The sequence below is a fragment of the Rubritalea marina DSM 17716 genome (assembly GCF_000378105.1).
GTDB lineage: Bacteria > Verrucomicrobiota > Verrucomicrobiia > Verrucomicrobiales > Akkermansiaceae > Rubritalea > Rubritalea marina.
In genome coordinates this window covers 23,401-36,141 of the sequence record NZ_KB899254.1, presented here as the reverse complement: position 1 = coordinate 36,141, position 12,741 = coordinate 23,401, and the positions used below count along the sequence as shown (strand labels likewise).

12 protein-coding genes are annotated in these 12,741 nt (G+C 50.9%); 9 read left to right on the top strand and 3 right to left on the bottom strand.

What is annotated here, in order from left to right:
- Positions 1–1,089: an undecaprenyldiphospho-muramoylpentapeptide beta-N-acetylglucosaminyltransferase gene (murG, locus tag F454_RS0107590; RefSeq protein ID WP_018970045.1), complete on the bottom strand. Its 1,089-nt coding sequence runs from the start codon at positions 1,087–1,089 to the stop codon at positions 1–3.
- A gap of 97 nt (positions 1,090–1,186) precedes the next feature.
- Here murG and F454_RS0107585 point away from each other — a divergent pair, with 97 nt between their 5' ends.
- Positions 1,187–3,772, top strand: a complete 2,586-nt coding sequence (locus tag F454_RS0107585) for a tetratricopeptide repeat protein (protein ID WP_018970044.1) — start codon at positions 1,187–1,189, stop codon at positions 3,770–3,772.
- A 124-nt stretch (positions 3,773–3,896) separates the two neighbouring features.
- Here the strand turns inward: F454_RS0107585 and F454_RS0107580 are convergent, their stop codons facing one another.
- Positions 3,897–4,172 (bottom strand): HU family DNA-binding protein, encoded by a 276-nt coding sequence (locus F454_RS0107580; RefSeq protein ID WP_018970043.1) that lies wholly within the window; start codon positions 4,170–4,172, stop codon positions 3,897–3,899.
- 418 nt (positions 4,173–4,590) lie between these two features.
- Between F454_RS0107580 and F454_RS0107575 the strand changes: the two genes are divergently transcribed.
- From F454_RS0107575 to atpC, 8 genes are all read left to right on the top strand, one after another.
- The gene (locus tag F454_RS0107575; protein WP_018970042.1) at positions 4,591–5,472 is read left to right on the top strand and encodes a F0F1 ATP synthase subunit A; all 882 of its coding nucleotides are present in this window, start codon (positions 4,591–4,593) and stop codon (positions 5,470–5,472) included.
- A gap of 94 nt (positions 5,473–5,566) precedes the next feature.
- On the top strand, positions 5,567–5,758 hold the full coding sequence (locus tag F454_RS0107570) for a hypothetical protein (RefSeq protein WP_018970041.1): 192 nt from the start codon (positions 5,567–5,569) through the stop codon (positions 5,756–5,758).
- 91 nt (positions 5,759–5,849) lie between these two features.
- The gene (gene atpF, locus F454_RS0107565; RefSeq protein ID WP_018970040.1) at positions 5,850–6,392 is read left to right on the top strand and encodes a F0F1 ATP synthase subunit B; all 543 of its coding nucleotides are present in this window, start codon (positions 5,850–5,852) and stop codon (positions 6,390–6,392) included.
- A gap of 45 nt (positions 6,393–6,437) precedes the next feature.
- Positions 6,438–6,830, top strand: a complete 393-nt coding sequence (locus F454_RS0107560) for a F0F1 ATP synthase subunit delta (RefSeq protein WP_018970039.1) — start codon at positions 6,438–6,440, stop codon at positions 6,828–6,830.
- Between the two features lie 63 nt (positions 6,831–6,893).
- Positions 6,894–8,426 (top strand): F0F1 ATP synthase subunit alpha, encoded by a 1,533-nt coding sequence (gene atpA, locus F454_RS0107555; RefSeq protein ID WP_018970038.1) that lies wholly within the window; start codon positions 6,894–6,896, stop codon positions 8,424–8,426.
- Positions 8,427–8,516: 90 nt separating this feature from the next.
- Positions 8,517–9,413: an ATP synthase F1 subunit gamma gene (gene atpG, locus F454_RS0107550; RefSeq protein ID WP_018970037.1), complete on the top strand. Its 897-nt coding sequence runs from the start codon at positions 8,517–8,519 to the stop codon at positions 9,411–9,413.
- A gap of 59 nt (positions 9,414–9,472) precedes the next feature.
- Entirely contained in the window at positions 9,473–10,939 is a 1,467-nt protein-coding gene (atpD, locus tag F454_RS0107545; protein ID WP_018970036.1) for a F0F1 ATP synthase subunit beta, read from the top strand.
- Between the two features lie 71 nt (positions 10,940–11,010).
- Positions 11,011–11,421 carry an ATP synthase F1 subunit epsilon gene (atpC, locus tag F454_RS0107540; RefSeq protein WP_018970035.1) on the top strand — a complete coding sequence of 137 codons (411 nt, stop codon included), beginning with the start codon at positions 11,011–11,013 and terminating at the stop codon, positions 11,419–11,421.
- Positions 11,422–11,495: 74 nt separating this feature from the next.
- On the opposite strand, the gene F454_RS0107535 is transcribed toward atpC, so the two are convergent.
- The gene (locus F454_RS0107535) at positions 11,496–12,155 is read right to left on the bottom strand and encodes a winged helix-turn-helix domain-containing protein (RefSeq protein ID WP_026292779.1); all 660 of its coding nucleotides are present in this window, start codon (positions 12,153–12,155) and stop codon (positions 11,496–11,498) included.
- Positions 12,156–12,741 lie beyond the last annotated feature (586 nt).

The window sequence follows — 12,741 nt, the reverse complement described above, 5'->3', positions numbered from 1 at the left end:
TTATCCTGCCTCTATCACATTACACACCTGAGCAGTCGCATCTTGCACCCCAGCAGCATGGCTCATCTTTTTCATCTTCTCCAGGCGCTCCTCATCACTGAGAAGAGCATTCAACTCTGCAAGTAAAACGCCACCGTCCATCTCCGACTCCTGCAGCATACTAGCCGCCCCAGCCTTCACAAACACCTCCGCGTTCTTCGTCTGGTGGTCATCGGCAGCATAGGGATATGGCACCAACAATGAAGCGATACCTAAGTATGAAATTTCACTCAAGCTGGAGGCTCCTGAACGGATCACCGCAAGATCTGCCACAGCGTAGAGATCTGCCATTTGCTCACAGAATGCCATCACCTTGTGGTTGCTTGTCTGCTCAGAGATCAAACCGCACACCCGCTCGTAATCAAAATTCCCGGTGACGTGCACGAATTGGATGCTCGGCATCCCACTCGCCGCTTCCACCACCAATGAATTGAGCTGCTTGGCTCCCTGGCTGCCACCCATCACCATCACCGTTTGCTTCTCAGGATCGATGTCTAATCTAGCAGCCGCTTCAGCCCTGCTAGGAAGTTGCTGCATCTCTTCACGCACTGGTGTACCGGTCACTTCTACTTCGGAATTCGGAAAGAATGACTTGGCTTCCCCCATCCCCAGAAGCACCTTATCACACCACTTTGCAGTCATGCGGTTTGCTCTACCTGGCACGGCGTTAGAATCGTGCACGTAGGCTCTCAAACCTAACTGTTTGGCCGCCATCACAGGAGGCAACGAGGTGAAGCCCCCCATACCAATCACCGCATCCGCACCAAATTGTTTGAGAATATTCCGGCACTGTACTTTGGTTTTCCAAAGCTTCCATAGAAAGGGAATCATCTTCGGAGAAAGAGTCGCGGGCTTCGCCACTGCTGGCACAGAATCAAAGTCGAGATCACCATACTTTGATGACGCCTGAGCATCGACCTTCTTCTCAGAAATAAGCAAGCGCACTTGATGCCCTCTACGCTTCAATTCCTGAGCCACAGCCACCCCGGGGAACAAATGTCCACCCGTCCCACCACAGGCCACCACCAGCTTCATTTCTCTCGCATTCATGAACGCTAACCAGCATCCTCATGACTCAAACAAACTCAAGGAAAATTCTAGCTCTTGCCTTTCTTCCTAAACATTTATTGATTATTGGTTCATCATCATGCGCAAGCATCAACCACCTCACCCCATCATGCAGCTACCTATTCGCAAGCTATACTTCTGCCTCGGAGCCACGCTCCTAGCTCTCACCGCACCACTGAAGGCTCAGGAAAGCCAAGCGAAACTCCTCAGCCCAGGCGCCCTCCAAGCACTAGAAGCAAAAGATTGGATGCGCGCTGCCGAGACGCTGCAACGTGAAGTGCTCGCATTCGATGACGCCACCCCCGCAGAAAAAAAAGCCACCACCTACTTTGCCCTCGCCTCGTGCCTGGTAGAATTAGATTTAGGAGACAAAGCCACGGCCAACTTCCAACAAGCACTAAAACACACCAACAATGGCAGCCTCCGTCTCAGAGCTCAGTTTCAGCTCGCCAAAAACCTGCTGGAACAAAAACAAGCGGAACAAGCGCTGAGCACATTCCAACAATACTTCCGCGAGCACAATCCATTGCTGAGCTCCCGCCCACTGCGAGAAAGCTTTTTCCTAGCCGCAAGCGCAGCCATTGAAGCCAAACAAACAAGTCTAGCTCTAGAATACCTGGGCAAGCTACTCAGCACCCCAGTACTCATCAGCGCATCCCCCCCCACAGCCAAACAGTTCGCCGCACTCGCACGACAACTCCCAGCTGACGCCCAAAGCGAACTGCTAGAAACAGCCCTACTCAAATCCAAAGAAGTCCCTAGCGCCCTCGGCTTCACCTTTGAGCTCCTCAGCCACTACCTCAAAGACCCCGCGCGCAACATGAGTGACGCACTAGCAGAATTACTCAACGCCGCCCAACAATCGCAGAACCTTGCCAGCTATCAGAGTCTCGCACTCGATTACTACATTAGCAAACAAGAGCTCCCCAAGGCCGAGCTCCTGGCCGAATCCATCCTAGCCACCCCACAGCCCAGCCCCGCGCAGCAACAGGCCGCATGGAAGGCCCAGACCACACTCCAGTTCCTGAATGAAAACTACCGCCAGGCCGTCACCATCGCTGAACGCTATTTACAACAATGGCCAGACGCAAGCGATGCAGACCAACTACGCTACCTAGCAGCCAGAAGCCAAGTCGCGCTATTGGAAACAAGCGAGGCCCTCACACTCCTCCAGGCGATCAGCACGCCAGAACTGCTAGAGTCCACCGAATACCAAATGGCCTACATCTACTATCTCACCGATCGCTATGACGAGGCCCTAGATACACTCCTTGAGCTAAGCAGCAACCCCGCATGTAAGGCCCTAAAAATCAAATGCCTCATCCTCCTCGGACAAACCTATTCCGTTCTTGAGCAAAACGACAAGGCGCAAGCCAAGCTCCAAAAAGCCATCTTCCTGGCCAAAGAAGCAGGCAAAAGCACACTCCACCAAGAGGCGTACTTTGAACTCCTGCTCCACTTCAGCCACGCCATCGAGACGCAAGAACTCGACAACCCAGCTAGCTACCATCAAAAAATCACAGAGAACTACCAAGCATTCCGCGAAGCCTTCCCCAAGTCTGAGTATGGCTGCCAAATCATCAGCATCGCCTACGACAGCCTCGTCATCTCTGACAAGCAAGCAGAAGCTTCCAAAGATCTACAAGCACGCATCGACTATGCGATCGAGCAACAATTCGAAGCCGGCCTGGACCTCGCCTTCCGCCACCGCACTTGGGAACACCTTAGCGAAGCATCCCCCAACGCCCTACTCACAGAACTCAGCAAGAACCTCAGCACCACAGCCGCTAGCTGCACATTGCATGCCCTACTGGAATATTACACCATCAACCTAGAGAAGCAGAAAACGAGCTGGGGCGCCAAACTCGCCTACCTTGCCAGCATCCGTCAAATACACGCCACTCTCCAACACCAGTTGAGCTCGGAATGGCTACCAAGCTACTTGCTCAATGACCTCGCCGGCGAACTCAACCGCTCCACCCGCGGAGCCACCCAGAGCCTACCAGTTCTAGCAAAAGTCAAAAGCAACGGCACCCTAGAACAACGCGCCCTAACTCAAATGCTCACCATCCAGAGCAAGCGCCTCCAAGACATGCCCCTCAAGCCGGGCAACCTCAAGCAACTGGGACAAAACAGCCAAGCCTACTTCCACAACCCTCGATTCACCGAAGCCCTGGAGCTCGAATTCATCGAAGCGCAACGCCACCTCAAGCAACACCAGCCACTCACGCAAGCTGCAGCCTCCTTCCTTGAAACATTCCCTCAATCCAAACACAAAGGGCGCGTGCGCCTACTCATGGGCCAAAGCTACCAGCAGAACCAACTCGTCGACGGAGCTATCGAGCAATACACCCACATCTTCACCAACCACACCACCCAATTAGAAGTCTCAGCCCCAGCCATGGTCGAGCTCTGCAAGATCACCTGGGAACGCAATCTTCCAGCTACCGAGAACTCACCCAGCGACCGCCAAATTGCCTACCAGCTTGGCCATCGCTACCTCAACCTCATCCTAGACACCCCTCGATGGAAGAAAGAACTCCCCGCAGTAAAACACTCACTCACCGCACTCCAAGACCAGGTGAAAACCTGGGAACAAAGTGGCGAGGTCACCCCAGTGGAGCAACTCCTCAAAGAACTCTACGAGAGCCGCTTCGAACGCTAGCCCCCGCGCATCCTCCCCGCACTATTGGAGCTCGCGCTCCCACTCTAAAGCTGAGGCCTAGGCACAAAAAAACCCTCTCGCCAAATAGGCAAGAGGGCTTACAAATTCACTTAATGTGTAGTGATTAGAGGGAACCTTTGAGGGATGAAGATGCCTTAAAGCCAACAGTCTTGGAGGCTTTGATCTGCATTTCTTCACCAGTCTTAGGGTTGCGACCCTTACGCGCAGCGCGAGTCTTTACTTCGAAAGTACCAAAGCCAATAAGTTGGACTTTGCCGTCTTTCTTTACACCTTCCGTGATGGAGGTGAGCACAGCAGAAAGTGCGTCTTCAGCGAGGCGCTTGGTTGCATCTTTCCCGAGGTTGTTTTGGATTGCTTCTACAAGTTCAGCTTTATTCATAGCGCTACATTCTTCACGGATATCCACGACCTTGTAAAGGTAAAAAAAGCGAAAAACTCTATATTCCTCAAGGGATTCACGGGAATTGCCATCAATGCGCTAACATTTCATGTTCCTAAAACGTTAGATTAGGAGTCCAAACTAACAAATTTACGCACTAACACTTGGGCCACAAGCACCTCAGCTATCATACAGATCTCACCAAGAGATTAAGCCCCTCAATTTTACTACGGAACAGTTAAATTCTAACGATATACAGACATCGCTGAGAAAGCCGGAAACAGAGGGTGACAAACTCCTCCTGAGCAAGTTACACCGAAGGGGTAGATAGTTTGTGAAAATTTTCACAAATAGGCTTGCTCGATAGTTGCTTGGAGGTTATTGCACATGGCGCTAGCCGAACCGGCAACCTAATCTCATGACTAACAAATCATTTTTCAGCACCCTCGCTATCCTCGGCACCAGCCTTGGTCTCGCTTCCCTAGCAGGCGCAGCGGGCGGAGAAGCTCCAGTTCTCCCAAAGACAGCCATTGAGCTTCGTGACTCAGGGTTCATCTCTAACTCCACCGTGAGTGTCTGGATTGCGGTTGCTCTCATCACCCTCTTTTGCCGCATCGCTGCCAAGAAAATCACCGTGGTCCCTGCTGGAGTACAAAACTTCGCTGAATTTGTGATCGAGTCCCTTTACAACTTCTTTGGCGGCATCCTTGGTGACCACCTTGTGAAGAAGACCTTCTGGTTCTTCGGCTCTACTTTCCTTCTCATCATCCTCACCAACTACCTCGGACTCCTTCCAGGTGTAGGCACCCTAGGTTGGGGAATGGATTCACATGGTCACTTTGCAGAACCATTGATGCGCGGCGGAAACGCAGACGTCAACATGACCGCAGCCATGGCATTCACATTCGCCGTACTTTGGTTCGTTTGGGCCATCCAAGAGAACGGACTCAAGGGATTCCTCGCTCACATCTTCGCCCCCAAAGGCAAATTTAATGGCCTCATGGCTGTATTGATGATCTTCATCTTCGGCGTGGTAGGCGTGCTTGAAATCGTCTCCATTGCGATCCGCCCAGTAGCACTTTCCTTCCGACTCTTCGGCAACATCTACGGTGGTGAGCAAACACTTGAAGTCTTGATGTTCATCGGTGGAAGCTGGTTCGGCTGGCTCACCTCTCTTCCATTCTACTTCATGGAGCTTCTTGTGGGTGGCGTTCAAGCTCTCGTATTCACCCTCCTTTGCTCGGTATTCCTCAAGCTCATCTGTGAGCACGACGACCACGACGACGAGCACGCACACTAATTCTTAAACACTCTCAGGCCTCGGATCCATAGCATAGCGACCGTGGAGGAGGCCATGAACACAACAACAAAACAAAAATAGAATACATAATATTATGGCAACTAAATTCGCATCCATCGCACTTGCAGCAATCGGCGCAGCACTCGGCATCGGCCTCATCGGATTCAAGGCAACAGAAGCAACTGGTCGCAACCCAGGCGCAGCTGGCCCAATCCTTACTCTTTCCATCATTCTTGCAGCACTTTGTGAAGGTATCTTCATCCTCACATTGTTCCTTGCTAAGTAATCAGTAACGGAAACACTTTATTCATCCGCTGCCGCACGATGAGCGGCAGCGGATTTCTACCCAACACTTCATCACCAAAACTTTTACGATAATGATCACAATTCTTGCAGCAGCAGGTGCAGACGTTGCAGCCGACGCTAACCTACTCGACACTTTCGGCGTAAACTGGAAGCTTTTCACGTTCCAGCTTATCAACTTCGCTATCGTGATCTTTGTTCTTAAGAAGTTTGCCTTTGGCCCAATCACCGCAATGCTTGAACAGCGCAAAAAGCGTATTGCAGAAGGTGAAGAAAAGCTAAAGCGCATCGAGACCCAATTGGCCGACTCCGAAGAGCGCACCGCAGCTGCTCTTGAGAAAGCCAATGCTGATGCACAACGCCTCATCGAAGAAGCTAAAGAAAGCGCTGCTGCCCTCTCAGAAGAGAAGACACAGGAAGCAATCAACAAAGCACAGGACATCCTCGCTAAAGCTGAAGCTAACGCAAAAGCTGAGCGCGAACAAATGGTCACTGAGCTCAAGCAGGACTTCGGCAAGCTCGTTGCTTCAACCACCGCTGCTGTCACAGGCAAGGTGCTCACTGAAGAAGACAACAAGCGCATCAACCAGGAAGCACTCGCAAGCGTCGAGGGCTAATCTCACCAAACACTTTTTGAACGTCGATCGCCAACCTATCAAACCATGAAAGTATCTAAAGACGCCGCAGCAGCTGCACGCCGACTTTACAACCTCTGCAAAGCAGACGGCAAAGTGGACGAAGCCAAGTTCAGCAAAGTTGTTAAAACAATTGCAGAACGTAAGCCGCGCAACTTCCGTGGAATCTTGGTCACTCTCAAGCGCTTGCTTGAAATCGACCTCGCAGCCAAACACGTCACCGTGGATAGCGCTGCAGAACTCGATACCACCACCAAACAAGGCATCGTGACCAAACTCACAGCCAAGTTCGGCGACGACCTCACATTCGAATACCGAGTCAACTCTGCCCTCTTGGGTGGAATTCGCATCCGCAAGGGTGATGACGTTTGGGACGGCACCATCAAGAGCCGCCTCGAAAACATCGCCAATGCGTTTTAACCAAATCCAAATAAACGAATCCCACACTAGGGTAATTTAACCAATCTAACCAATAAGTAAGCCATGAGCAGCATTCTTCAGGAACTCGAACAAGAGCTCGCAAACGTATCGACATCCGTCGGTAAAAGCAATGTAGGTACCATCCGTGAAATCGGTGACGGTGTCGCAAAAGTAGAAGGTCTCAGCGACGTTCAACTCAACGAAATGATCTCATTCCCAGGCGGAATTACCGGTCTCGCACTCAACCTTGAAGAAGGTGAAGTCGGTGTGGTTCTCCTCGGTGACTACCGCGACCTCAAAGCTGGTGATGAGTGTAAGTGCACAGGTGAACTCCTTTCTGTACCAGTTGGTGAAAACCTTCTTGGTCGCGTGATCGACACCCTCGGTGCACCGATCGACGGCAAAGGCGAAGTCGCAGACACAGTCGACTACCCAGTTGAGAAAATCGCTCCTGGTATCATTAAGCGTAAGTCCGTTTCTGTCCCAGTGCAGACTGGTATTATGGCCATCGACGCCATGGTGCCCATCGGCCGTGGCCAACGTGAGCTTATCATTGGTGACCGCGCGACAGGTAAGACTACCATCGCCATCGACACCATCATCTCTCAGTCCAACCAGAACAAAGCTGCAGAAGCTGGTAAACTTCCTGGCTACAAGCCAATGTACTGTATCTACGTCGCAATCGGCCAGAAGCAGTCCAACGTAGCTCGTACCATCGCCACTCTCGAAGAGGCTGGCGCCATGGAGTACACGACCATCGTTTCCGCATCCGCATCTGACTCCGCAGCCAACCAGTTCCTCGCACCGTACACCGGTTGTGCAGTAGCTGAATACCACATGGACAAAGGCCGCGACTGTATCATCGTATTTGATGACCTTTCCAAGCACGCTGTAGCATACCGTCAGGTTTCCCTCATTCTTAAGCGTCCTTCTGGTCGTGAGGCATACCCTGGTGACGTTTTCTACCTTCACAGCCGTCTTCTTGAGCGTTCTGCACGTCTCTCTGAGAACGCAGGTGGCGGTTCACTCACAGCACTTCCAATCATTGAAACGCAGGCTGGTGACGTATCCGCATACATCCCAACCAACGTGATCTCCATCACTGATGGTCAGATCTTCCTTGAAACTGACCTCTTCAACCAAGGTATCCGCCCAGCGATCTCCGTGGGTCTTTCCGTATCTCGTGTGGGTTCATCCGCTCAGACAAAGGCCACCAAGAAAGTTGCTGGTACCACCAAGCTTGACCTTGCTCAGTTCCGCGAACTCCAGGCATTCGCCCAGTTCGGTTCTGACCTCGATGACGCGACAAAGTCGAAAATCGAACGTGGTCAGCGCATTGTTGAGCTCTTCAAGCAAAACCAATACTCACCAATGTCCATGCAGCTCCAGGTTGCTGTTCTCTTCGCAATGCAGAACGGCTACTTCGACGATGTGGACGTGGAGCGTATGGGCGAATGCCAAGCAGCACTTGAGGAATTCCTCAACACGCGCAAAGCAGACGTTCTTCAGCTCATCGCTGACGACAAAGCGATCACTGACGCAGTCAAGTCTGGCCTCACTCAGGCTATCGAAGACTTCAAAGGATCTTGGAAGTAATTTCCAATTAAGGAGGACGCCGCAAGCGCGGCGTCCGTCTTTCTAACTACTCGCTAATAGCTACTCGCTAGACGCTACTTAAGAAAAACAATGGCAAATCTGAGAGACATTCGTCGCCGAATCAAATCGGTAAAAAACACAGCGCAGATCACACGCGCGATGGAGCTTGTTGCTGCAGCCAAAATGAAAAAGGCTCAGAACCAAGCAATCGCTGGTCGTGCCTACGCAGATGAGCTCAACAAGGTCCTCGTAAACCTCAAAGAAAATGTGGATGAAAATGCTCACCCACTTCTTGAGAAGCGCGATGGCAAGAAGACACTCACACTCGTCATCTCAGCAGACAAAGGTCTCTGTGGTGGTTTCAACGGCAATCTCTTGAAAGAGGTTGTTAAGGAACATACAAATGAGACTGAATACGTCACTGTTGGCCGTAAACTGCGTATCAGCTTGGCTAAGTCTGGCAATGACACCAAGGCCGACTTCGTAGTGAAGGACCCTGTGCCATTTGCAGAGGCCCGCCCAATCTCCAAATTTCTCACTGAGAAATTCCTCAGTGGTGATTACGATTGTGTGAAGGTTGCATTCAACGACTTCAAGTCGACCATGCTCCAGGTTCCTACAGTGGTTCAGCTGCTCCCTATCGAGTCCACAAGCCTCGGCGAAAAGCAAGACTACGAAGGCGTCGGTAAAGGAGCCGTCGGTGAAACCGATAAAAATAAGGCTCTTGAAAAAGAATACACCTTCGAGCCATCACCGGCCAAGGTGCTCGACACCCTCCTGCCACAGTACGTCAACTTCCAAGTCTATCAGATGCTCGTAGAATCACGCGCATCCGAGCACTCAGCTCGTATGGTATCCATGAAAGCGGCTACCGACAACGCGAAGGACATGCAAGACGCACTCACACTAGAATTCAACAAGCTTCGTCAGGCAGCCATTACCGCCGAGCTTCTCGAAATCACCACTGCCATGAAGGCAATGGAATAATCCAGATCACTTCTCTGATCACTTTTACTAAATTTACTAACTGATAATACAACAAAACCATGAGTAACGTAGGAACAATCGTTCAGATCATCGGTGCGGTCATCGACGCCGACTTCTCGGACGCAGCAAACATTCCAGACATCTTTAGCGCTCTCGAAGTCACATACGACTTCGCTGGTACAGAAACCAAGCTCGTACTCGAGGTGCAGTCGCACCTTGGTGACGGATGGGTTCGTGCTGTTGCAATGAGCACATCTGACGGCCTCAAGCGCGGCATGAAGATCACTGATACTGGCGCACCAATCACAGTACCAGTGGGCGAGCAAGTTCTCGGCCGCATCTTCAATGTCACCGGTGAGCTCGTTGATGAAAACGTGCCACTTGCAGACGCATCCAAGCGCACAGGCATCCACCGCCCAGCACCTAAGCTTGTAGACCAAGCATCCTCCACTGAAATCCTCGAGACAGGGATCAAGGTAATCGACCTTGTTTGCCCATTCCTCAAGGGTGGTAAAGTTGGCGCCTTCGGTGGTGCTGGTGTTGGTAAGACCGTGGTAATCATGGAGCTCATCAACAACATCGCTCTCGGACACGGTGGTTACTCCGTATTCGCAGGTGTGGGTGAGCGTACCCGTGAGGGTAACGACCTTTACTGGGAAATGATCGAATCTGGCGTGATCGCAGTCGAAAAAGACGCAGACGGCGAGCCAATCATCAATGCTGACGGCACACCAGTTCTCAAGCCAGAAGGCTCCAAGGTTGCTCTCGTATACGGTCAGATGAACGAGCCTCCAGGAGCACGTCTCCGTGTGGCACTCTCAGCTCTCTCCATGGCTGAGTACTTCCGTGACCAAGAAGGTCAGGACGTTCTTCTCTTCGTTGACAACATCTTCCGATTCTCTCAGGCAGGATCTGAGGTGTCCGCGCTTCTCGGCCGTACACCATCTGCTGTGGGTTACCAGCCAACTCTCTCTGAGGAAATGGCAGGACTCCAGGAGCGAATCACTTCTACGAAAAAGGGTTCCATCACATCCCTCCAGGCGGTTTACGTTCCTGCGGATGACTTGACTGACCCAGCTCCTGCAAACACCTTCGCTCACCTTGATGCAACAGTGGTACTTGAGCGTTCCCTCGCAGAACAAGCTCTCTTCCCTGCGGTTGACCCACTTGCTTCTACCTCTAAGGCACTTGCTCCTGACACAGTAGGCGAGCGTCACTACAACGTAGCTCGTGGCGTACAAGGCGTGCTTCAGCGCTACAAAGATCTTCAAGACATCATCGCGATTCTCGGTATGGACGAACTATCTGACGAAGATAAAATGTCTGTATACCGCGCACGTAAGATCCAGCGTTTCCTCACTCAGCCATTCTTCGTGGGTGAAGTATTCACCAACGTTCCTGGTGTCTACGTATCCATCGAAGAAACGATCGAAGGCTTCGAACAGATCCTCGACGGCAAGTGGGATGACGTACCTGAGTCCAACTTCTACATGAAGGGCTCCATCGACAAGGTATCCCGCGACTAATTTGAGCACAGCTGGCGATCACTGGTCGTCAGCTCATCTCAAATCACAAATTACAAATCACAAATTAAATCATGCTTCATCTCGAAATCGTAACTCCTGAGAAAAAAGTGCTCTCTGAAAAGGTATCCGACGTTTATCTTCCGGCAGCAGAAGGAGAGATCGGTGTGCTTGATTTGCACGCTGCGCTCGTCACTGCTCTCGCACCAGGTGAACTCCGTTACCAAAAAGACGGTGCTTCTCACGAACTTGCGATCGGCTCCGGCTTCGCTGAAGTTTCTGACGACAAGATCACCATCCTCACAGACATGGCTCTTGGCGAAGCAGAAATTGATGAAGCCACTGCCCAAGCCGCTGTAGAGCGCGCTGAAGAGGCACTCAAAGGTCTCGATCACAGCAAGGACCTCGAAGAGCTTGCTCACCTCCAAGGTGTCATCGCTCAAAACCTTGCGAAGATCAACCTCAAGCGCAAGCGCCGCGTCTAGACGTAGCTCGCGCTTTCAAACACGTATTATCAGAATCTATACCCTGAGTGGCATTGCCCGCTCAGGGTATTTTTTTAATCTCGATCGATCATGTAACCTCGCCCACGGAAGGTCAGAATAAAGTCCTTCCCAAGCTTTTTACGCAAACTACACAGGTGCACTTCGAGCAAGTTTGACATCGAGTGCTCGTATTCACTTTCAATCGCGTCATACACCAAGGACTTGGGCACCACTGTGCCGAGATGCATTAAGAGCACCTTCAAAATTTTAAACTCACGCCCAGTGAGCAACACCTCCTCGCCACCCTTCATCACTCGGCCCGAATTCTGATCAAACTCCACATCCGAAACTTTGATCAATGAATTCCCCTCAAGACTTTGCCTGCGCACCATCACGCGCACACGTGCTTTTAGCTCTTCGAGGTTAGGCGGTTTGACCATGTAGTCATCAGCCCCACTATCCAAGCCCTGAACACGCACCGCTGGGCTCTTTGTCGCGCCCAGCATCATAATACAACTGCGCACCTTGGCAGCGCGTGCTTGCTTCAAGACATCTAAAGCACCCTCCCCCCTTAAATCATCTGCGAGAAGCACCACCAGATAGGGATAGTTCTTCATCATGTACAACGCTTCCTCGCCGTCGCCTACCACATCTACCACATACTTGGCTTGCCTTAGGCTGCTTACGAGTTGCTCGCGCATTTGCCTATCACTCTCCGCTATCAATACTTTCATCCTATCCTCGTTCAGCTCAAAACACTCAAAAATCACCTACGTGGACTGATCACACGATCCTCAAATCTACCATAATAAACAGAGATGGCACAAGGATCAGATCCTTGTGCCATCGCATTTATCAATCTGGCTAGACTTCCTCCCAGAGTCGATGCTCAGATTTTCAAAGGGGTATTTTTGATTGTTTATTATACTTCATGCAATCATCGCCATGAATAGAAAGTTCGGGGGTGGGGTGTCTACTTGTGTTGAATGATTGTGCCTCCAAAAGGAACTCCTGAAGACGCCCTCAATATAGCTAAAAAACATTAAGAAAAAATTAAGTTTTGTGTGTTTTCGTTAAACACCGACCATAATAACTAGTATTAGAATCACTACTCGAACGATTTATGACACACAAAAAAATGACAAGCCACCGTGAAAGGTATCACACTAAAAAATTAGACAGTCCTGAGAAAAAATTAGACAAGGACCATAAAGCCAAATCACAATTCCACAACATAAGGCACAATCAAACACATAACAAAAGACCACATCTCTCCATCAAACACCCTAAACTAAGGTTTCAGACTGATCCAAAAGGCTC

Coding starts and splice junctions, on each gene's coding strand:
- murG (WP_018970045.1), bottom strand. CDS start 1,089: ATGAATGCGAGAGAAATGAAGCTGGTGGTGGCCTGTGGTGGGACGGGT.
- F454_RS0107585 (WP_018970044.1), top strand. CDS start 1,187: ATGCGCAAGCATCAACCACCTCACCCCATCATGCAGCTACCTATTCGC.
- F454_RS0107580 (WP_018970043.1), bottom strand. CDS start 4,172: ATGAATAAAGCTGAACTTGTAGAAGCAATCCAAAACAACCTCGGGAAA.
- F454_RS0107575 (WP_018970042.1), top strand. CDS start 4,591: ATGACTAACAAATCATTTTTCAGCACCCTCGCTATCCTCGGCACCAGC.
- F454_RS0107570 (WP_018970041.1), top strand. CDS start 5,567: ATGGCAACTAAATTCGCATCCATCGCACTTGCAGCAATCGGCGCAGCA.
- atpF (WP_018970040.1), top strand. CDS start 5,850: ATGATCACAATTCTTGCAGCAGCAGGTGCAGACGTTGCAGCCGACGCT.
- F454_RS0107560 (WP_018970039.1), top strand. CDS start 6,438: ATGAAAGTATCTAAAGACGCCGCAGCAGCTGCACGCCGACTTTACAAC.
- atpA (WP_018970038.1), top strand. CDS start 6,894: ATGAGCAGCATTCTTCAGGAACTCGAACAAGAGCTCGCAAACGTATCG.
- atpG (WP_018970037.1), top strand. CDS start 8,517: ATGGCAAATCTGAGAGACATTCGTCGCCGAATCAAATCGGTAAAAAAC.
- atpD (WP_018970036.1), top strand. CDS start 9,473: ATGAGTAACGTAGGAACAATCGTTCAGATCATCGGTGCGGTCATCGAC.
- atpC (WP_018970035.1), top strand. CDS start 11,011: ATGCTTCATCTCGAAATCGTAACTCCTGAGAAAAAAGTGCTCTCTGAA.
- F454_RS0107535 (WP_026292779.1), bottom strand. CDS start 12,155: ATGAAAGTATTGATAGCGGAGAGTGATAGGCAAATGCGCGAGCAACTC.